The 20,764-nt window shown below is 59.4% G+C and carries 17 protein-coding genes and 1 pseudogene; 12 read left to right on the forward strand and 6 right to left on the reverse strand.

Going from position 1 to position 20,764, the window contains the following annotated elements; translation table 11 throughout:
• Window positions 1–101: 101 nt before the first annotated feature.
• The gene (gene argJ / locus ACYZT2_RS22185; protein WP_461967353.1) at window positions 102–1,319 is read right to left on the reverse strand and encodes a bifunctional glutamate N-acetyltransferase/amino-acid acetyltransferase ArgJ; all 1,218 of its coding nucleotides are present in this window, start codon (window positions 1,317–1,319) and stop codon (window positions 102–104) included.
• A 135-nt stretch (window positions 1,320–1,454) separates the two neighbouring features.
• Window positions 1,455–4,190: a preprotein translocase subunit SecA gene (gene secA / locus ACYZT2_RS22190; RefSeq protein ID WP_461967355.1), complete on the reverse strand. Its 2,736-nt coding sequence runs from the start codon at window positions 4,188–4,190 to the stop codon at window positions 1,455–1,457.
• A 307-nt stretch (window positions 4,191–4,497) separates the two neighbouring features.
• Here secA and ACYZT2_RS22195 point away from each other — a divergent pair, with 307 nt between their 5' ends.
• A complete protein-coding gene (locus tag ACYZT2_RS22195; protein ID WP_315867047.1) occupies window positions 4,498–4,953 on the forward strand; it encodes a DUF721 domain-containing protein in 456 nt (151 codons plus the stop codon).
• Between the two features lie 118 nt (window positions 4,954–5,071).
• Here ACYZT2_RS22195 and ACYZT2_RS22200 read toward each other — a convergent pair whose 3' ends face one another.
• Entirely contained in the window at window positions 5,072–6,559 is a 1,488-nt protein-coding gene (locus ACYZT2_RS22200; RefSeq protein WP_461973217.1) for a helicase HerA-like domain-containing protein, read from the reverse strand.
• Window positions 6,560–6,742: 183 nt separating this feature from the next.
• Here ACYZT2_RS22200 and ACYZT2_RS22205 point away from each other — a divergent pair.
• The 5 genes and pseudogenes from ACYZT2_RS22205 to ACYZT2_RS22225 all read left to right on the forward strand — a co-directional run.
• A pseudogene (locus ACYZT2_RS22205) lies at window positions 6,743–7,774 on the forward strand (HAMP domain-containing protein); the annotation flags it as partial.
• 93 nt (window positions 7,775–7,867) lie between these two features.
• Window positions 7,868–8,632: a methyl-accepting chemotaxis protein gene (locus tag ACYZT2_RS22210; protein ID WP_437180779.1), complete on the forward strand. Its 765-nt coding sequence runs from the start codon at window positions 7,868–7,870 to the stop codon at window positions 8,630–8,632.
• A 212-nt stretch (window positions 8,633–8,844) separates the two neighbouring features.
• A complete protein-coding gene (locus tag ACYZT2_RS22215) occupies window positions 8,845–9,966 on the forward strand; it encodes a glycosyltransferase family 4 protein (protein WP_461967358.1) in 1,122 nt (373 codons plus the stop codon).
• On the forward strand, window positions 9,959–10,735 hold the full coding sequence (locus ACYZT2_RS22220) for a DUF2334 domain-containing protein (protein ID WP_461967360.1): 777 nt from the start codon (window positions 9,959–9,961) through the stop codon (window positions 10,733–10,735). Before ACYZT2_RS22215 ends, ACYZT2_RS22220 begins: the two co-directional genes overlap by 8 nt.
• Entirely contained in the window at window positions 10,732–11,727 is a 996-nt protein-coding gene (locus ACYZT2_RS22225; RefSeq protein ID WP_461967362.1) for a lysylphosphatidylglycerol synthase transmembrane domain-containing protein, read from the forward strand. The genes ACYZT2_RS22220 and ACYZT2_RS22225 overlap by 4 nt, the downstream gene beginning before the upstream one ends.
• Before the next feature lie 80 nt (window positions 11,728–11,807).
• On the opposite strand, the gene ACYZT2_RS22230 is transcribed toward ACYZT2_RS22225, so the two are convergent.
• The gene (locus tag ACYZT2_RS22230) at window positions 11,808–11,984 is read right to left on the reverse strand and encodes a hypothetical protein (protein ID WP_461967364.1); all 177 of its coding nucleotides are present in this window, start codon (window positions 11,982–11,984) and stop codon (window positions 11,808–11,810) included.
• An 81-nt stretch (window positions 11,985–12,065) separates the two neighbouring features.
• Window positions 12,066–12,914: a formyltetrahydrofolate deformylase gene (gene purU, locus ACYZT2_RS22235; RefSeq protein ID WP_007903852.1), complete on the reverse strand. Its 849-nt coding sequence runs from the start codon at window positions 12,912–12,914 to the stop codon at window positions 12,066–12,068.
• 326 nt (window positions 12,915–13,240) lie between these two features.
• Here purU and mvaT point away from each other — a divergent pair, with 326 nt between their 5' ends.
• The gene (mvaT, locus tag ACYZT2_RS22240) at window positions 13,241–13,618 is read left to right on the forward strand and encodes a histone-like nucleoid-structuring protein MvaT (protein WP_253550961.1); all 378 of its coding nucleotides are present in this window, start codon (window positions 13,241–13,243) and stop codon (window positions 13,616–13,618) included.
• A gap of 97 nt (window positions 13,619–13,715) precedes the next feature.
• Here mvaT and sbcB read toward each other — a convergent pair whose 3' ends face one another.
• Complete coding sequence (gene sbcB, locus ACYZT2_RS22245) at window positions 13,716–15,146, reverse strand: exodeoxyribonuclease I (protein ID WP_461967367.1); 1,431 nt, start codon at window positions 15,144–15,146, stop codon at window positions 13,716–13,718.
• A gap of 170 nt (window positions 15,147–15,316) precedes the next feature.
• Here sbcB and ACYZT2_RS22250 point away from each other — a divergent pair, with 170 nt between their 5' ends.
• From ACYZT2_RS22250 to ACYZT2_RS22270, 5 genes are read left to right on the forward strand one after another with little or no spacing between them, the layout of a single operon-like run.
• Complete coding sequence (locus ACYZT2_RS22250; RefSeq protein WP_461967369.1) at window positions 15,317–16,042, forward strand: RDD family protein; 726 nt, start codon at window positions 15,317–15,319, stop codon at window positions 16,040–16,042.
• A complete protein-coding gene (locus ACYZT2_RS22255; protein WP_461967371.1) occupies window positions 16,039–17,016 on the forward strand; it encodes a stage II sporulation protein M in 978 nt (325 codons plus the stop codon). Before ACYZT2_RS22250 ends, ACYZT2_RS22255 begins: the two co-directional genes overlap by 4 nt.
• Complete coding sequence (locus ACYZT2_RS22260; protein WP_461967373.1) at window positions 17,003–18,547, forward strand: DUF4129 domain-containing protein; 1,545 nt, start codon at window positions 17,003–17,005, stop codon at window positions 18,545–18,547. The genes ACYZT2_RS22255 and ACYZT2_RS22260 overlap by 14 nt, the downstream gene beginning before the upstream one ends.
• Window positions 18,544–19,707 (forward strand): DUF4350 domain-containing protein, encoded by a 1,164-nt coding sequence (locus tag ACYZT2_RS22265; RefSeq protein ID WP_461967375.1) that lies wholly within the window; start codon window positions 18,544–18,546, stop codon window positions 19,705–19,707. The genes ACYZT2_RS22260 and ACYZT2_RS22265 overlap by 4 nt, the downstream gene beginning before the upstream one ends.
• Window positions 19,704–20,705 (forward strand): AAA family ATPase, encoded by a 1,002-nt coding sequence (locus tag ACYZT2_RS22270; protein WP_461967377.1) that lies wholly within the window; start codon window positions 19,704–19,706, stop codon window positions 20,703–20,705. The genes ACYZT2_RS22265 and ACYZT2_RS22270 overlap by 4 nt, the downstream gene beginning before the upstream one ends.
• Window positions 20,706–20,764 lie beyond the last annotated feature (59 nt).

The following is a 20,764-nucleotide window of genomic DNA, read 5'->3' on the forward strand; positions in this document are numbered from 1 at the left end:
CTCCCACACTTGATCCTGCCGAACACAAATATTGTATTCACTGGAGATCTACTGTGGGAGCGAGCCTGCTCGCGATTGCAGCGACTCGGTCTAACGAGTGATCAAGTACGGTACTCAGCGTTGATCTTCACGTATTCGTGGGACAGGTCAGTGGTCCAGATGGTTTCGCTGCAATCGCCGCGACCCAGCTCGATGCGGATGGTGATTTCTTCCTGCTGCATCACCGCCGCGCCCTGGGCTTCGGTGTAAGTGGCAGAGCGAGCACCACGGCTGGCGATGCACACGTCACCGAGGAATACGTCGATCTTGCTCACGTCCAGGTTCGGTACGCCGGCACGGCCCACGGCGGCCAGAATACGGCCCCAGTTCGGGTCGGAGGCGAACAGCGCGGTCTTGATCAGCGGCGAGTGGGCCACGGTGTAACCGACGTCCAGGCATTCCTGGTGATTGCCACCGCCGTTGACTTCCACGGTGACGAACTTGGTCGCGCCTTCGCCGTCACGCACGATGGCCTGGGCCACGTCCATGCAGACTTCGAACACCGCTTGTTTCAGCGAAGCGAACAGCGGGCCGCTGGCCTCGGTGATTTCGGGCAGTGCTGCCTGACCGGTGGCGATCAGCATGCAGCAGTCGTTGGTCGAGGTGTCGCCGTCGATGGTGATGCGGTTGAACGACTTGTTGGCGCCGTCCAGCAGCAGGTTTTGCAGTACATCGCGCGAGACTTTGGCGTCGGTGGCGATGTAGCCAAGCATGGTCGCCATGTTCGGGCGGATCATGCCCGCGCCTTTGCTGATGCCGGTGACGGTGATGGTCACGCCGTCATGCTGGAACTGGCGGCTGGCACCCTTGGGCAGGGTGTCGGTGGTCATGATGCCGGTGGCGGCCGCTTCCCAGTTATTCACCGACAGATCGTCGAGGGCGGCTTGCAGTGCGCCTTCGATTTTTTCGACCGGCAGCGGCTCACCGATCACACCGGTGGAGTACGGCAGCACCAGGCTTGCATCGACACCGGTCAACTCAGCCAGTTTGGCGCAGGTGCGCTCGGCAGCTGCCAGGCCTGGTTCGCCGGTACCGGCGTTGGCATTGCCGGTGTTGGTCAGCAGGTAACGTACCGGGCCTTGCACGCGTTGCTTGGCCAGGATCACGGGAGCGGCGCAAAAGGCGTTCAGGGTGAACACGCCCGCCACTGTGGAACCTTCGGCACAGCGCATGACCACGACATCCTTGCGCCCCGGGCGCTTGATGCCGGCCGAGGCGATACCGAGTTCAAAACCGGCAACCGGGTGCAACGTTGGCAAAGGACCAAGACCAACAGCCATGAATGCGCTCCTTAAAAAGTAGTGTCTGCACCGTCATTACCCCGTTCTTTTAACGTGGCGCGGTGGTTTAAATGGCAAAACGCCGCGACGGCATAAGCCGGTCGCGGCGCGGGTATTTCAGCGTATGAAACGGGTTTACTGGATCTGCCCGTGGCAATGCTTGTACTTCTTGCCCGAACCGCAGTAGCACAGCTCGTTACGGCCCAGCTTCTGCTCGTTGCGCACCGGCGCGGTGGCGAGGGCTACATCGACCTCTTCACCCAACACTTCCGGATGCTCCAGGCCAGGTGCTTCGTCGTGCTGGAACTGCATGCGCGCAGCCAGCGCTTCGGCTTCCTGACGCAGGCGAGCTTCTTCTTCGATCGGGTCTTCGCGGCGAACCTGAACGTGCGACAGCACGCGGATCGAATCGCGCTTGATCGAATCCAGCAACTCGGAGAACAAGGTGAAGGACTCGCGCTTGTATTCCTGCTTCGGGTTCTTCTGCGCATAACCACGCAAGTGGATGCCGTGACGCAGGTGATCCATGGTCGACAGGTGGTCTTTCCACAGGTCGTCCAGTACGCGCAGAACGATTTGCTTCTCGAAGGTGCGCAGTGCTTCGGCACCGGCCTGGTCTTCTTTCTCGTTGTAGGCTGCGATCAGCTCGTTCATCAGCTTCTCGCGCAGGGTCTCTTCGTAGAGGTGATCGTCTTCGTCCAGCCATTGCTGGATCGGCAGCGCCACACCGAAGTCGCTCTGCAACGCCGCTTCCAGACCGGCCACGTCCCACTGCTCTGGCAGCGATTGCGGTGGAATGTGTGCGCTGACGGTTGCGTTGAGCACGTCCTGACGGAAATCGGCGATGGTTTCGCCAATGTTGTCAGCGGCCAACAAACTGTTACGCATGTGATAGATCACTTTACGTTGTTCGTTGTTGACGTCGTCGAACTCGAGCAGTTGTTTACGAATGTCGAAGTTACGGCCTTCAACCTTGCGCTGAGCCTTCTCGATGGCGTTGGTCACCATGCGGTGCTCGATCGCTTCCCCGGACTGCATGCCCAGCGCCTTCATGAAGTTCTTCACCCGGTCAGAGGCGAAGATGCGCATCAGGCTGTCTTCCAGCGACAGGTAGAAACGGCTGGAACCGGCGTCGCCCTGACGACCGGCGCGACCACGCAACTGGTTGTCGATACGGCGCGATTCGTGACGCTCGGAAGCGATCACCTGCAAACCGCCCGACTCCAGCACTTGCTGATGACGTTTCTGCCAGTCGGCCTTGATCTGGGCAATCTGCTCAGGGGTCGGGTTTTCCAGCGAAGCGACTTCCACTTCCCAGTTACCGCCCAACAGGATGTCAGTACCACGACCGGCCATGTTGGTGGCGATGGTCAGTGCGCCAGGGCGACCGGCCTGTGCAATGATTTCGGCTTCTTTTTCGTGGAACTTGGCGTTCAGAACCTTGTGTTCGATGCCTTCCTTCACGAGCAGATTGGACATGTGCTCGGACGTTTCGATGGTGGCGGTACCCACCAGCACCGGACGGCCCTGAGTCATGCATTCCTTGATGTCGTTGATGATCGCCGCGTATTTCTCTTCGGCGGTCAGGAACACCAGGTCGTTGTAGTCTTTACGCGCCAAAGGTTTGTTCGGCGGAATCACCATGACCTGCAGGCCATAGATCTGGTGGAATTCGAACGCTTCGGTGTCCGCGGTACCGGTCATGCCGGACAGCTTGTTGTACAGACGGAAGTAGTTCTGGAACGTGGTCGATGCCAGGGTCTGGCTCTCGGCCTGAATGTTCAGGTGTTCCTTGGCTTCGATGGCCTGGTGCAAGCCTTCGGACAAACGGCGACCCGGCATGGTACGGCCGGTGTGTTCGTCGACCAGCACGACCTGACCGTCCTGCACGATGTATTCAACGTTGCGATTGAACAGTTTGTGCGCGCGCAGGCCGGCATAAACATGGGTCAGCAGACCGAGGTTATGCGCCGAATACAGGCTCTCGCCTTCAGCCAGCAGGCCGACGCTGGTCAGCATGTCTTCGATGAACTGGTGACCGGCTTCGTTGAGTTCGACCTGACGGGTTTTCTCGTCGACGGTGTAGTGGCCAGCCTTGGTGACTTCGCCTTCGACTTCTTCGACGTGCAATTCCAGCTGCGGGATCAGTTTGTTGATCTCGATGTACAGCTTGGAGCTGTCCTCGGCCTGACCGGAGATGATCAGCGGGGTACGCGCTTCGTCGATGAGGATGGAGTCGACTTCGTCGATCACGGCAAAATTGAGTTCGCGCTGGAATTTTTCTTCCATGCTGAACGCCATGTTGTCGCGCAGGTAATCGAAACCGAATTCGTTGTTGGTGCCGTAAGTGATGTCGGCGGCGTAAGCGGCGCGCTTCTCTTCCGGCGGCTGGAATGGGGTGACCACGCCGACCGACATGCCGAGGAATTCGTAGAGCGGACGCATCCAGTTGGCGTCGCGGCGGGCCAGGTAGTCGTTCACCGTCACAACGTGCACGCCCTTGCCGGACAGCGCGTTGAGGTAAACGCCCAGTGTTGCCACCAGGGTCTTGCCTTCACCGGTACGCATTTCCGCGATCATGCCTTCATGCAAGGTCATGCCGCCGATCAGCTGGACATCGAAGTGGCGCATACCCATGACGCGCTTGCCGGCTTCGCGGGCGACCGCAAAGGCTTCGGGCAGCAGCTTGTCGAGGGTTTCCCCTTTGGCGAGGCGGGCCTTGAACTCGTCGGTCTTGGCACGCAATTGATCGTCCGAAAGGGCCACCATTTGCTCTTCGAAGGCATTGACGAGCTGCACCGTCTTGAGCATGCGTTTGACTTCACGCTCGTTCTTGCTTCCAAAAAGTTTCTTTAACAAAGGCGCAAACATATCGGCAGGATCTTCCACACTAAAGGGATGGAGGGCGGCCCCGTGAGTCGCCCGTGCAGCCCTCATGGCCGCATGCGAACGAGTATTCTACCCGGAAACGATGGTGAGGAAAGTGGCGTTATTCCACGATGCATGCACTGCGCTGTGACGGGGCTCACTTAAAATAAGGGCATTTTGCTGAACTTCAACCCATCGAGGGCACAAGTTACTTGTTGATTTAATGGGTAAAGCGCTCGCAAAGCAATGGGTCGGGGGCAGCGGGTGCTTTCTGTTACCATGGCCGCTCTGTTACTTCAGGTGTCTGATCATGGCATTTCGCCCTCTCACGGCCAGAGCACCCGCCGTTCTGCTTCGCGAAGCCAAACCGCTAAAAGCCATTTTTGGCCACGCTCAACGCCTGGGTCATTTACAACGTCTGGTGGAAAGTCAGTTGCAGCCAGCTGCCCGCGAGCATTGCCATGTGGCGTCGTGGCGTGAAGGCAGCTTATTGCTGATTGTCACCGACGGCCACTGGGCCACCCGCCTGCGTTATCAACAAAAGCGTCTGCAACGGCAGTTACAGCTGTTCGACGAGTTCGCCAGCCTGACGCGGATTCTGTTCAAGGTTCAACCGCCTACCGTTCAGCAAGGGGCTGCGGGGCATACGATAAATTTGTCGACTGATGCGGCGGCGACCATACAGGCGACGGCTGACGGCATTACCGACCCGAACCTGCGGGCGGCCCTCGAACGCCTGGCGGCGCACGCCAAACCAAAGGCATGACATAGAACCCATGTGGGAGCGAGCCTGCTCGCGATAGCGGTGTATCAGTCGACATATGTGTTGAATTTCAGGCCGCAATCGCGAGCAGGCTCGCTCCCACATTTTGATTGCCCACTTGTCAGCGGCGTTTGCTGCCACCGAGCAATGAGCCCATCAACCCGCGTACCAATTGCCGGCCCAATTGATTGGCCGCCTGTCGCATCGCTGATTTCAACGCCTGGCCTGCCGCCGTGCCGAGGAATTCCCCGGCCTGTTCGGTGAAACTTGGCTCTTCAGGTGCAGGTTTGCCCGGCACTACTTCAGGATTCGGTGCCAGCCCTTTACGCCCCATCAGCACTTCATAAGCCGATTCACGATCGACCGGTTTGTCGTAACGCCCCTTGAACGGCGAACCGGCGATCAGCACGGTGCGTTCGGTCTCGGTCAGCGGCCCGATCCGCGATTGCGGCGGTGCAACCAGAACACGCTGGACCATCCCCGGCGTGCCCTTGTCTTGCAGGGTGCCGACCAGCGCCTCGCCGATCCCCAACTCCGTCAACACCGACAAGGCTTCAAATGCCGGATTCGGCCGGAAACCGTCGGCCACCGCGCGCAGGGATTTCTGTTCTTTGGCGGTAAATGCACGCAAACCATGCTGAATGCGCAGGCCCAGTTGAGCCAACACATCATCCGGCAAGTCGCCCGGCGATTGGGTGACGAAATACACGCCCACGCCTTTCGAGCGGATCAGTCGCACCACTTGTTCCAGACGTTCCTGCAACGCCTTGGGCGTGCCGGCGAACAACAAGTGCGCTTCGTCGAAAAACAGCGCCAGCAGCGGTTTCTCGGCGTCACCGCGTTCCGGCAACTGCTCGAACAGTTCGGCCAGCAGCCAGAGCAGGAACGTTGCATAGACCTTCGGCGCTTCGTGCACCAGACGACTGGCATCGAGCAAATGAATGCGCCCGCGACCATCCACGGCCGGTTGCAACATGTCTTCCAGTTGCAGCGCCGGTTCGCCGAACAACGCTTCGGCGCCTTGCTGTTCCAGCGTCGCCAAGCGGCGCAACAGCGCCTGGCTGGAACCGGTGGTCATCAACGCGGCGTCATCCCCAAGCAATTCGGGGCTGTCACGCAGGTGGTTGAGCAGTGCCTTCAAATCCTTCAAATCCAGCAGCAACAACCCTTCGCGATCGGCCACCTTGAACGCGGCGTAAAGTGCCGACTGCTGACTGTCGGTCAGTTCCAGCAGGCTGCCGAGCAGCAACGGGCCCATTTCGCTCAAGGTGGTGCGCAGTGGATGACCGGACTGACCGTTAATGTCCCACAGGGTCACCGGATACGCCTGAGGCTTATGGTTCAGCCAAGGCATCCCGGCGATCCGCTCCGCGACCTTGCCTTGAGGGTTGCCGGCAGCGCCCAGGCCGCACAGGTCGCCTTTGATGTCCGCGGCGAACACCGCAACGCCGGCATCGCTGAAGGCTTCGGCCAGGCGCTGCAAGGTGACGGTTTTGCCGGTCCCGGTAGCGCCCGCTACCAAGCCGTGACGGTTGGCGAGGCGCATGGCCTGGGCGATGGACTGGCCCGCGAGGTCGGCGCCGATAACGAGTTGCGATGAGTCAGGCATTTTGTCACCCATGGTTAATCTTTGATCCTTCATGGCCGATAACAAGCCAGAGACCAGACTGAAAATAGCGTCGGTAATTCCCTAAGGAGAGGTGGAAATATCAGCTTACTTTCAACACTGCCCATTTTGCGCGCCTTTATAAAAGCACGCCCTGGACATTAAGACTTTAGCGGACCCCAAGCCATGAATAAAAATCTGCGCTTCAGCCATAAAATACTGCTTGCCGCCGCCCTCATCGTTATAGCTGCCTTTGCCTCGTTTACGCTGTACAACGACTATTTGCAGCGCAACGCCATTCGCAAAGACCTGGACAACTATCTCAATGAGATGGGAGACGTTACTGCCAACAACATTCAAAGCTGGCTGGCTGGCCGAATCCTGCTGATCGATAACCTCGCCCAGAACATCGCTATCAACCCCGAACAGGCCACCGTCGCCAGTCTGCTTGAGCAGAAAGCGCTGACATCGACGTTCATGGCGTCCTACCTGGGCGATGCCACTGGCAGCTTCACGATTCGCCCCGACGCGAAAATGCCCGCCGGTTTCGACCCACGGGTGCGCCCTTGGTACAAAGGCGCCGAAAGCAGCAGCACCGCAACCCTGACCGAACCCTACATCGACGCAGCCACCGGCCAGACCATCATCTCTATCGCCACAGCCTCGAAACAGGCCGGTAAAAGCGTGGGTGTGGTGGGCGGCGATCTAAGCCTGCAAACCCTGATCGACACCCTCAGCGCCCGCGACTTTGGCGGCATGGGATACGCCTTTCTGGTCAGTGCCGATGGCAAGATTCTGGTCCACCCGGACAAAGCCCTGGTCATGAAGTCCCTGAGCGAGGCGTACCCGAAAAACACTCCGCGCATCAGCAGCAACTTCACAGAAGTGGACGTCGACGGCAAAACCCGCATCGTCACCTTCACCCCGATCAAAGGCCTGCCATCGGTGAACTGGTACATCGGTCTGTCGGTGGATAAAGACAAAGCCTTCTCGATGCTCACCGAGTTCCGCGCCTCGGCGGTCGTCGCCACTCTAATTGCCGTGGCGATCATCATCGCCCTGCTTGGCATGCTGATCCGCATCCTGATCCAGCCGCTGCACGTCATGACCCGCGCCATGGAAGACATCGCCGACGGTGAAGGCGACCTGACCAAGCGCCTGACCATCCAGAATCAGGACGAATTCGGTATCCTCGGCACGGCGTTCAACCGTTTCGTGGAGCGGATTCATACGTCGATCCGCGAAGTGTCCTCGGCCACCGGCCAAGTCAATGAAGTGGCCCTGCGTGTGGTAGCCGCCTCGAACTCCTCGATGTTCAATTCTGACCAGCAAGCCTCGCGCACCAGCAGCGTGGCCGCGGCGATCAACCAGCTCGGTGCCGCCGCCCAGGAAATCGCCCGTAACGCCGCGCAAGCGTCGAATCAGGCCAGCGACGCGCGCAGCCTGGCCGAAGACGGCCAGCAAGTGGTGGATCGCAGCATTGCCGCGATGAATCAGCTGTCGAGCATGCTCAGCGCCTCGAGTACCAACATCGAATCGCTGAACAGCAAAACCGTGAACATCGGGCAGATTCTCGAAGTGATCACCAGCATCTCCCAGCAAACCAACCTGCTGGCGCTCAACGCCGCCATTGAAGCGGCGCGGGCCGGTGAAGCCGGGCGCGGTTTTGCCGTGGTGGCCGATGAGGTGCGCAACCTGGCGCACCGCACGCAAGAGTCGGCGCAACAGGTGCAAACCATGATCGAGGAACTGCAAGTCGGCGCCCGCGAATCGGTCAGCACCATGAGCGAAAGCCAGCGCCACAGCCAGGACAGCGTGGAAATCGCCAACCTGGCGGGCGAACGCTTGAACAGCGTGACGCTGCGCATCGGCGAAATCGACGGCATGAACCAGTCGGTGGCCACCGCGACCGAGGAACAGACGGCGGTGGTTGAGTCGATCAACGTGGACATCACCGAGATCAACACGTTGAACCAGGAAGGCGTGGAAAACCTGCAATCGACGTTGCGCGCGTGCTCGGACCTTGAGCAACAGGCTTCGCGATTGAAGCAATTGGTGGGCAGTTTCCGGATTTAGCGTCTGATAGACCCCAATCGCGAGCAGGCTCGCTCCCACACTGGATCTATTGTGAACACATTATTTGTGAACAACGCAGATCAAATGTGGGAGCGAGCCTGCTCGCGATAACGATCTGCAAAGCCCCCCACTGCCACCCTCCGCCGCACAACCCCAATCGAACATCTATCCTTCATATAGGTCAACCAAGGGAGAACAAACGGACCGGAGGAATGTTCATCGTGCATATCGCTGACATAACCATGTTCTACGCCCCTGCCAGCGGTGGCGTGCGCACTTATCTGGATGCCAAACACCGTCGTCTGGGCATTAAACCGGGCATTCGCCACAGTCTGTTGATTCCCGGGGCTCATTTCAGTGAACAGGACGGTGTCTACACGGTTCCGGCCCCTGCCCTTCCGTTTGGCAAGGGTTATCGCTTCCCCCTCCGTCTCGCGCCCTGGCGCAACGTCCTGCAAGATCTGCAGCCCGATCTGATCGAAGTCGGCGATCCTTACCTGACTGCCTGGGCTGCGTTGGACGCCAAGCGGCAACTCGATGTGCCGGTGATCGGTTTTTATCATTCAGACCTGCCGCTGCTGGTCAGCAATCGCATGGGCAACTGGGTTACACCCAATGTCGAAGCTTATGTCAGCAAGCTCTATGGCAACTTCGACCGGGTTCTGGCCCCGAGTCAAATCATGGCCGATAAACTGATCGGGTTGGGCGTGAAAAACGTTTTCGTACAACCGCTGGGCGTCGACCTGCAAACGTTCAACCCCGGTGCACGGGATCCCGGTTTGCGGGCCGAATTGGGCATCGATGAAAATACGCATCTGTTGATCTTCGCCGGCCGTGGGTCCAAGGAAAAAAACCTGCCGGTGCTGCTCAAATGCATGAAACGCCTGGGCCGTCGCTATCACCTGTTACTGGTGGGCTCGTCGATGCCGACCCTGGTACCGCGCAATGTCACCGTCCTCAATGAGTTCTACCCGGCGGCGCAAGTCGCGCGCTTGATGGCCAGTGCCGATGCGCTGGTACATGCCGGTGATCAGGAAACCTTTGGCCTGGTGGTCCTCGAAGCCATGGCCAGTGGCATTCCGGTGGTGGCCGTGGCGGCCGGGGCTTTTCAGGAGATTGTCACCGATCAATGCGGCCTGCTTTGCACGCCGAACAATCCAGCGGCGATGGCCAACGCTGTGCGCGAACTGTTCAGCCAGGGCAGCGCCGCGCTGGGCAAACAAGCCCGCAGCCATGTCGAGCAGCATTACGCCTGGGACATCGTGGTCGACAACCTGCTGGGCCACTATCACGCCGTAATCGGTACTCAATGGCCCCTAATCGCCAATGGTTGAGCCCATGAACGCGCCCAGCCTGTTACTGGTATTACACGACGTTGCGCCGCAAACCTGGCCCGATTACCAAGCCTTCGTCGAAGCCGTCGACGCGTTGGGAGAGGTGCCGATCACCTGGCTGGTGGTGCCGAATTTCCACAAACATAACGACCTGGCCGCGTATCCGGCGTTTCGACGTTTGCTGGCCCGCCGCGTCGCTCGCGGCGACGAACTGGCACTGCACGGTTACTTTCATTGCGATGAAGGACCAATCCCCCTCACTCCCCGAGACTGGTTCATGCGCCGGATCTACACCCATGAAGGCGAGTTCTACGACCTGCCTCTGGAAGCCGCCCTCTCCCGCCTGCGTGCCGGAATCGAGGTGTTCCACCGTTACAACTGGCCACTGGAAGGTTTCGTCGCGCCGGCCTGGCTGATGAGTGAAGGCACCCGCCAGGCGTTGCGCCAGTTACCTCTGAGCTACACCAGCGACTCGCAGCATCTGTATCGATTGCCGGATTTCACCGCGATCGATGCTCCGTGCCTGGTCTGGAGCGCGCGCAGCGCCTGGCGTCGCGGCCTGTCGAAAATCGTCAGCGATCAGCGCGAACGACGCTGGCAGCAAGCGCCGGTGATCCGTCTCGGCCTGCACCCGGTGGACATGCGCCATGAGTTCTCGCGTCACTACTGGCTGCAAACCCTCAAGCGCTTGCTCGACGAGGGTCGTGTGCCGATGACCAAGGCCAACTGGCTGGCACAGCAACGCGACGCCGTCGGTCGCGCCGCATGAGCCGCGGGATTCTGCTGGTCGTTGCCCTGCTCGCTGCGGTGCTCATCCCGTCGTTGCTGGGTGGCGGCGAGACATGGTCGCGGTTGCAAAGCTTTCCGCTGAAATGGTTGCTGATCATGTTCGGCATGATCCTGCTGTGCTGGATGCTCAACACCCAGCGCTTGCGCCTGCTGCTGGGGGATCAGCGCGACAAGATCAGTCGCTTCAAAAGCCTTGGGGTGGTGATGTCCGCCGAATTCGCCTACTGCGCCACCCCCGGCGGCAGTGGCGGACCGCTGACCATCATGGCGCTGCTGGCACGCCACGGCGTACGACCGGCCAGGGGCAGCGCCGTGTTCGCCATGGATCAGTTGAGCGATCTGCTGTTTTTTCTCTGCGCGCTGAGTGGGATTCTGATTTATGCACTGTTCCAGCACCTCAGCCAGCGCATGGAATGGCTGCTGACCGTCAGTGCCATCTCGATGTTCGGCGGGCTGTTCAGCTGCGTATTGGCGGCTCGCTACCACCGCTCGCTGATTCGTCTGAGTGGTCGGTTGCTCGCTCGCCTCAATGTCAAAGGCACCACCCGAATGCGCTGGGCGCGAAAGCTCCTGCACTTCCTGGCGGCGTTCACTGACACGCTGAAGCTGCCCTTTCAGACATTGATTACGGTGTTTGCACTGACCTGCCTGCATTGGCTCTTGCGCTATAGCGTGCTGTATCTGGCATTACGTGGGCTGGGCGTGGATTTGCAGTGGGCCTGGTGTTTTCTGATCCAGATGCTGTCGCTGAGTGCGGGGCAGTTCAGCCTGTTGCCGGGCGGTGCCGGGGCGGCGGAACTGACATCGGCGGCGCTGCTGGCGCCCATGGTCGGGAAATCCACCGCGGCGGCGGCGATTCTGATCTGGCGGACAGTGACCTATTACTTCTATCTGGTGGTCGGTGGCCCGGTGTTTTTGCTGATGCTTGGGCGGCCATTGCTCAGGAAGTTGATGAAGTTCAAGCAGGCTTAAAAGAAAGATCGCAGCCTTCGGCAGCTCCTACAGGGTGTACGCCAAGCCCTTGTAGGAGCTGCCGAAGGCTGTGATCTTTTTCAGGAGTCCCCGGACTCATCCTTGGAATCGTCTTGTAACTGCTCCCACAACTCGGCGGCGCCGGGAAACTCCGTGCCGTCTTCGGCCCTCAGGTCATCCGGGTCATAGCGACTCAAACAGCCCTCACCCAATGTGGCGGGCGCCTTGGAAGTGGCTTTGTCCAATGGATTGGCCATGGTTATGTTCTCAATGCAGAAACGGCGAAGGGCCTGAAGCGATTGAACGCCCAGGCCCTTCGAGTTTCAACCGTATGGCTATCAGAACACCACGGTTTTGTTGCCATGCACCAGCACCCGGTCTTCCAGGTGATAACGCAGACCACGGGCCAGCACCATTTTCTCGACGTCACGGCCGAAGCGCACCATGTCTTCAATGCTGTCGCTGTGACTCACGCGCACCACGTCTTGCTCGATGATCGGACCGGCGTCCAGCTCTTCGGTGACGTAGTGGCAAGTGGCGCCGATCAACTTCACACCGCGCATCGAAGCCTGGTGATACGGCTTGGCACCGACGAATGACGGCAAGAAGCTGTGGTGAATATTGATGACTTTATGGGCATATTCGCTGCACAACTCAGGCGGCAGAATCTGCATGTAACGGGCAAGTACCACCACTTCGGCTTCGTGCTGTTTGACCAGGCGCGAGACTTCGGCGAAGGCCGGCTCCTTGTTCTGTGGGTTGACCGGGACATGGTAGTAAGGAATACCGTGCCACTCGACCATGCTGCGCAAATCATCATGGTTGGAAATCACGCAGGCGATTTCACAGTCCAGTTCGTCGCTGTGCCAGCGGTGCAGCAAGTCGGCCAGGCAGTGGGATTCGCGGCTGGCCATCAACACCACGCGTTTTTTCTGCTCGGTGTCGGTGATGCGCCAGTCCATCGAGAACTCTTCGGCAATCGGTGCAAACGCTTCGCGAAAGGCTTCGATACCGAAAGGCAGCGAATCGGCACGAATTTCGTGACGCATGAAGAACCAGCCACTGAGATTATCCGAGTGATGGCTCGCTTCAGTGATCCAGCCATTATGTGACGCCAGAAAGTTACTGACTTTAGCAACGATGCCGACGCGGTCCGGGCAAGCAATCACCAGCCGAAAAGTGCGCATGAGGGGGAAACTCCAGAACTTCGCAAAGGCCGCCATTCTAGCGATTGCGCAGCAAAACTGCAGTATTGATGACGTATGGCCTTGCCCGCAGGTGCGGTACAGGTTCTGCAAGCACCACGCTGCCCCACGCGATGGTGTTCTTGTGGGCAATCTTCAAGAGGTCAACTGTGAATATTTGTGACGCTATTTAACTGTCACTCCACTGTGTGTCCTATTCCGCAACTAATTTAAATAAAACTCCGGTTAAATGTTTACTTGATGAAACACCCTGACTATTATTGTCGCACTGTCACCCTGCATCCAGCGCCCAACATAAGGTAGTCCTCATGTCCTTGATCAACGAATATCGCGCCACCGAAGAAGCTATCAAAGAGCTGCAAGCCCGTTTGAAGAACCTGTCCCAAGACGACAAACTGCAAACCGAGCTGGAATTCGAAGGCAAACTGCGCACCCTGATGGGCGAATACTCCAAATCCCTGCGCGACATCATCGCGCTGTTGGATCCAGAGTCCAAAACCAAGGCTCCACGTGGCGGCGCAGTAAAAACTACCGGCACCAAGCGCGCTCGCAAAGTTAAACAATACAAAAACCCGCACAACGGCGAAGTCATCGAAACCAAAGGTGGCAACCACAAGACTCTGAAAGAGTGGAAAGCCAAGTGGGGCGGTGACGTGGTTGAAAGCTGGGTTACCCTGCTGGGCTAAGCCCCAAGCGTATCGCAGACTGATTCGCGACCAAAAGAACGCCAGCAAATGCTGGCGTTTTTTATGCCTGGAATTCAAGCGCAGATTATTTTCGTTTTCATAGATTCAAACGTTTGCGTAATGCCTGGACATGATTCTGCCATTCATCCAGAACCTCTCGCTGAAACGATGTAGCTCTAGTTTTCAATTGGGCGGCAGCCTCCAGAAAACTATCCAGCGTATTTGGCGCGCCCCACTCGGGTGCACACAAACGTTTCTGACAGAATATTCGCCAGCGTTCTTGCTCTTCCAGGCTCAACGTATCGGGAAAGTTGCGTGCGCGATAACGAAACAATAACTCAGGCAAACGTTCATCATCGAAAGGCCACTGTTCTTGTGCTAATTGCGCAGGGTCTGCGGCTCTGACTTGCTCACATAGACGCCGGTCCCGATCGCCGATAAAACCGTCGTATAACTGTTGCTCGGGGTCCAGGCTCGGTGAGAAATCGTCGCTGGCGTAAATGTTTGCCACTTTATCTCGCCAAACTTGTTGTGCGTCACTTAGCCGCAGCGCCCGTTCCTGATAGAGCCCCATATCCAGCCCCAAACGTTGCTGATCTACAGGACGAAGTACCGATAAGGGCGCCACTACCGGGCACTTGTTTATGTGTATGAGCTTGAGCGGCACCGGCAGCTCGCCTTCGGCCAAGTCATCGCGGCGGGTATAAAGCCGCTGACGCAAGGTTTCGGCATCCAGATCGAGCAGCCCCTGAGGGTCCAGATGCAGGTCACAGACAATCAGCGCGTTGCGATTACGTGGATGCCAGGCCAACGGCAGCACCACCCCCACATAGTTGCGGGCCGCCGAAAAGCGCCCGGAAATATGCACCATCGGCTGCAACAGCCGAATTTGATCCATCACCTTTTGTTTGCTGCGCAGTTGAAACAGCCAGTCATACAACTTCGGCTGTTTCTCCCGAATCAGGCGCGCCAAGGCGATGGTGGCGCGAACATCCGACAGCGCCTCGTGTGCATGCCCGTGATCGATGCCATTGGCGGCGGTCAGACGTTCGAGCTTGAGCGTGACTCGCCCTTCGTCGTCCTTGGGCCAGACGAGGCCATCAGGACGCAAGGCATAAGCCGCGCGCACCACATCGATCAAGTCCCAGCGGCTGTTGCCGCCCTGCCACTCCCGTGCGTAGGGGTCGAAAAAGTTTCGATACAGGCTGTAACGGGTCATCTCGTCATCAAAACGCAGCGTGTTGTACCCGGCCCCACAGGTGCCGGGCGCCGCCAGCTGGGCATGCACCCGGGTCATGAAATCGGCTTCGCTCAAACCTCGTTCAGCCAGACAGCCAGGCGTAATACCGGTGATCGCGCACGCCGCCGGATGCGGCAGAATGTCGTCACTGGGCTGGCAATAAAGGTTGACCGGTTCGTCTATTTCATTGAGATCGAAGTCGGTGCGAATCCCCGCCACTTGCAGCGGACGGTCGCAACGGGGGTTGATGCCAGTGGTTTCATAGTCGTACCAGAAGATCGAGGTCACGGGTTGTTCCTGAACTGAAGACCGGCGAAGTCTAGGCGCACAGATGCTGCCTCGACCAGCAATCTTGTCATTCAATCATCTGTGACCACGCACCGTGCAATACATAGTTATGTCGTTTTCCCCCGAGAGGCTGCTAGCATCCGACGGACCAGGCCACATCAAGGTTGCCCATGCTCGAGACCACAGCACTGCCAGGGAAAGCGACGCTGGCCCCGCCACTGGATACACGGCATCACGTCGAAACGCCCGAAGGCATCGACTTGCCGCTGCGCCCGGCCGGGTTGATGGTACGTGCGCTGGCGTTCGCCATTGACCTGGGTCTGCGCGGTTTGATCCTGGGCCTGCTGTTTATGGTGTTGGCGTTTCTTGGAAAACTCGGTGCCGGGCTGGGTTCGATTCTGCTGTTCGTGGTGAGCTGGTGGTACATGGTGCTGTTCGAGGTGCTCAATCAGGGCCGCTCGCCGGGTAAGCAGTGGATGGGGTTGCGCGTGGTACATGACGATGGCACACCGATTGGCTGGTCCGCGTCCTTGCTGCGCAACCTGCTGCGATTTGTCGACATGTTGCCGTTTGGCTACTTTCTCGGGGCGATCAGTTGCCTGCAACATCCCACCTTCAAACGCCTCGGTGACCTGGCCGCCGGTACGCTGGTGATCTACCGCGAACAACCGCTCACCCGACCGCAGTCGCCTGATGTCCCGCCGCAGCGCGCAGCCTTCGCGCTGACGCTGACCGAGCAACGCGCCATCCTCGGGTTTGCCGAACGTCAAGGCGAGCTCTCCGAGGCGCGGGCCAACGAGCTCGCCGCGATACTCGCGCAACCGTTGCAGGTATCGAAGCCTCAGGCGAAGGCCGAACTCAACGGCATCGCTCGCGGACTGTTGGGCCCCACATGAAGCAAAGCCTGTTCGAAAGTCGCCACAGCGCCGAATGGGAGCAGTTTGCACTCATGCTTGAACGGCTGGAACGAGGCAAGGACGCCTCTGGAGTCGCCAGTTTCCCCAGCGATTATCGACGGCTCTGCCAACACTTGGCGCTGGCTCAGGAACGCGGCTACAGCAGTTTCCTGATCGATTCACTGCAGCAACAGGTCCTGCGCGGGCATCAGCAGCTTTATCGGCATCGCAGTCGACTGGGTGCCAACGCGTTGAGTTTCATCCTTGCCGATTTCCCGAGACTGGTGCGCGAACAGTGGCGCTTCGTTTTTGCCGCCAGCCTGATGTTTTTTGGCAGCCTGATCGGCTTCGCGTTGCTGGTGTATCTGTTCCCGGAGCTGGTCTACAACCTGATCCCGGCCGAGCAGGTCAGTGAGATGCAAAGCATGTACGACCCCGTCGCTGGCCACTTGGGACGTTCGGCCGAACGGGCAGCCAGTGAAAACTGGGTAATGTTCGGTTACTACATCATGCACAACATTGGCATCGCTTTTCAGACCTTCGCCAGTGGTTTGCTGTTTGGCTTGGGCAGCGCATTTTTCCTGTTCTTCAACGGGTTGATGATCGGCGCGGTGGCCGGACACCTGACGCACATTGGCTATGGGCAAACGTTCTGGTCGTTCGTGATCGGCCATGGCGCCTTCGAACTGAGTGCCATTGCCCTGGCCGGTGCCGCAGGCCTGCGACTGGGCTGGGCCTTGATCGCGCCGGGGCGTTTACCCCGCGCCGAGGCCCTGCGACTGGCGGCGCGCAAAAGCGTGTTGCTGATTTGCGGGGTCATGCTGTTTCTGGTGATTGCGGCGTTTATCGAAGCCTACTGGTCTTCGCGGACCGGCGTCACGCCGCTGACCAAATACCTGGTCGGCGCGGCGCTCTGGTGCCTGGTGGCGACTTATCTGTTGTTCGCCGGACGGACCCGCCATGCGCCTGAGTGATGCCAGTGTGGTGATCCGCCCGCGCACGACTTGGGAAGCCATGGATCTTGGGGTGCTGCTGAGCCAGCGCCATCGACGCTTGCTGATGACCAGTTGGGCGATCGTGACCTTGCCGATCTTCGCCCTGCTCACCTTGCTGCTGTGGGATTCACCCTCCCTCGCCGTGTTCCTGTTCTGGTGGCTCAAACCGGCGTTCGATCGGCTGCCGTTGTACATCCTGTCCAAAGCCATGTTCGGCGAAACGCCCACACTGCAACAGGCCCTGCGCCAATGGCCGCGCCTGCTCATGCCGCAATTGCTGGCCAGCCTGACCTGGCGCCGCCTGAGCCTGAGCCGCAGTTTTCTGATGCCGGTGGTGCAACTCGAAGGTCTGGCGGGCGAAGAACGCCAACAACGTTTGCGCGTGTTGCTGCAGCGCAACGCGGGCGCCGCCCAGTGGCTGACGATCATCGGCGTGCATCTGGAAACTGCGCTGTGGATCGGTTTGATGGTGCTGTTCTATATGTTCTTGCCGCAACAGGTCGAACTCGACTGGAGCTGGCAGACCTTGATTACCGCCGCCACACAAGACTGGCGCTGGCTGGAACACCTGACCAATACCTTTTACGTTCTGGTGCTGATTGTCTGGGAACCGATCTATGTGGCCTGCGGATTCAGCCTCTATCTGAACCGGCGCACGCGGCTGGAAGCCTGGGACATCGAGCTGGTGTTCCGTCGGTTGCGCCAACGCTTGACCAGCACGGTCGTCACGCTGCTGCTGGCCGCGATCCTGCTCGTGCCGACGGCGCCAAACGTCTGGGCCGCCGAACCGGTTATCTCACCGGACTCTGCGCGTCTGCTGGAGCAACCACTGACCAGCCAGGCATCCCGCGACAGCATCAAATTCATCCTCGATCGGCCCCCCTTCAAGAATAAGGAAACGATCACGCGCTATCGTTTTGGCGAAGACAAACCCGCCTCCGAGACGGCCGACGATAGTCAAACGCCCGTCTGGCTGAAGGCGCTGTTCAGCTTGCTGGACAGCCAACGCTTTGGCGTATTGGCCAGCCTGATCGAAGTGTTGCTGTGGGGCACGGTGATCGGCGCCATTGGGCTGTTGATCTGGCGTTACCGCGATTGGCTGCAGGCGTTCGTCAGCCGTCGACCCACGTTAAATCGCAAAGTTGCGCGATCATTACCGCAACAGGCGTTCGGCCTGGACCTCAACCGCGAAACCCTGCCTGCCGACATCGCGGCCAGCGCCGAAAGCCTCTGGCAGACCCATCCCCGTGAAGCCCTCGGGTTGCTCTATCGCGCCCTGCTCAGCCACTTGCTGCACGACTTCAACATGGCGCTCAAACCCGCCGACACCGAAGGCGAAGTTCTGCAGCGCGTCGAACAACTGCACCAACCTGCCTTGCTGGCCTTCAGTAAAAGCCTGACCTGGCATTGGCAGAACATGGCCTACGGGCATCGATTGCCCCCGGCGCATTTGCAACAGGAACTCTGTGACGGTTGGCGCGCGTTGTTCGGCCCGGGAGCGGTCCGTTGAACCGGCGTTTGTGGCTTTCGGTCGGTGCGTTCATCGCCCTGCTGGTGGGCGTGCTGAGTGTTTATCTGTACCTGAAAGCCACACCCTATCCAGCAGAAATCGATCACGGCCCATCCCCCGAAGCCCAGGCTAACCCCTACCTGGCGGCCGAGCATTTTCTGCGCAAACAGGGCCTGACCGTCAGCCATGCCAACAGCCTCGACATCCTGCCGACCCTCGAGCCTCATCAGCGCAGTTTGTTGTTGCTCGGCGATCGATCGAACATGTCGCCGCGACAAGTGGATCAAGTGTTGAACTGGACCCGGGCCGGTGGACGTCTTTTATTCGTCGCCCAAGCCCTGTGGGATGAGAAGACCGGTCAGAGCAATGACCTGCTGCTCGATCGTGTGCAGTTGCACCAGTCCCTGAGCAAAGACCTCAAGGAACCGCCGCCCGATCCTGTCGACGACCCCTACCCGAAACTGACCAAGCTCTACCTGGAAAACGAAGAGGCGCCGGCCTACGTCAGCTTTGATACCGCATTCCATCTCGACGACCCGAAAAACATCGCCCAGGCCTGGGCCAACAGCGGCAAGGCCACGCACATGATGCAACTGACTCACGGGCTGGGTTCGATCACCGTGGTCACCGACGCCGACCTCTGGAAAACCCCGGCCATCGATCAATACGACAACGCCTGGCTGCTGTGGTACCTGACGGCCGACACCGACGTGACCCTGCTGTTCAATACCGATCACGACAGCTTGCTGACCTTGCTGTGGCGTTACTTTCCACAAGCCTTGATGGCCCTGATCGCCTTGATCGTTTTCGGGTTCTGGCACGTTGGCGTGCGTAACGGCCCGTTGCTGGAACCGGCCACGAGAGCCCGCCGCCAGCTTCAGGAACACCTGCGTGCCAGCGCCGATTTCATGCTCCGTCACAACGGTCAGCACAGCCTGTTACAAGCCTTGCAACAAGACATCCTGCGGCGTGTCCGTCACCGTCATCCCGGCTTTGAACAACTCGGCGTTGCCGAACAATGGCTGGTGCTCGCACGCCTGACTGGCCAACCCACACGCGCCATCAGCCAGGCCATGAGCCCGCGACCGAAGCAGCGGCTGTCCAGCGCTGAATTCAGCCGTCAGGTCGCCCACCTGCAAACCTTGAGGAACGCCTTATGAGTGAACAGATCGAGCCCGGCACCCAGACCCACGCCGCCCAGCAGCGCCAGCGCGCCAGCCAGTTGGCCCAAGCGGTAAGGACGGAACTGCAAAAAGCCGTGATCGGCCAGAACATCGTGATCGACGATGTGCTCACCGCCCTGATCGCCGGCGGCCATGTGCTGCTCGAAGGCGTGCCGGGGTTGGGCAAGACGTTGTTGGTGCGCGCCCTCGCTCGCTGCTTCGGCGGTGAATTCGCACGCATCCAGTTCACCCCGGACCTGATGCCCAGCGACGTCACCGGGCACGCGGTGTACGACTTGCAAACCGAGCAATTCAAACTGCGCAAAGGCCCGTTGTTTACCAATCTGCTGCTTGCGGACGAGATCAACCGCGCCCCGGCGAAAACCCAGGCGGCACTGCTCGAAGCGATGCAGGAACGCCAAGTGACACTCGAAGGTCGCGCTCTGCCGATCGCGCAACCGTTCATGGTCTTGGCCACACAAAACCCGATCGAACAGGAAGGCACGTATCCGCTGCCGGAAGCCGAACTCGACCGCTTCATGCTCAAGGTGCGCATGGACTATCCCGATGCCGATCAGGAGTTGGACATGGTGCGCCAAGTCAGTCGTTCGACTCGCGCCGACATGCTCGATGTACAACCGTTGCGCACCGTGTTGCAGGCCAAGGATGTGCAGGTCTTGCAGCGTATCGCCAGTGACTTGCCGCTGGACGACCAGGTGCTCGATTACGCCGTGCGTCTGGCGCGCAGCACTCGCACCTGGCCGGGGCTGACCCTTGGCGCCGGGCCGCGTGCCTCGATTGCCCTGGTGCGTTGCGCCCGTGCCCGCGCCTTGCTGCGTGGCGGCGAGTTCGTGATTCCCGATGACATCAAGGGTTGCGCACTGGCCGTTCTGCGCCATCGCGTACGCATCGCCCCGGAGCTGGACATCGAAGGGCTGGAAGTCGATCAGGTGCTCAAGCAACTGCTCGATCAAGTCCCGGCGCCGCGCCTGTGAAAATCCCGAAACATGCAAAAGATCGCAGCCTTCGGCAGCTCCTACCCCGAACGCGATCC

The sequence above is a fragment of the Pseudomonas sp. MDT1-85 genome (assembly GCF_054898065.1).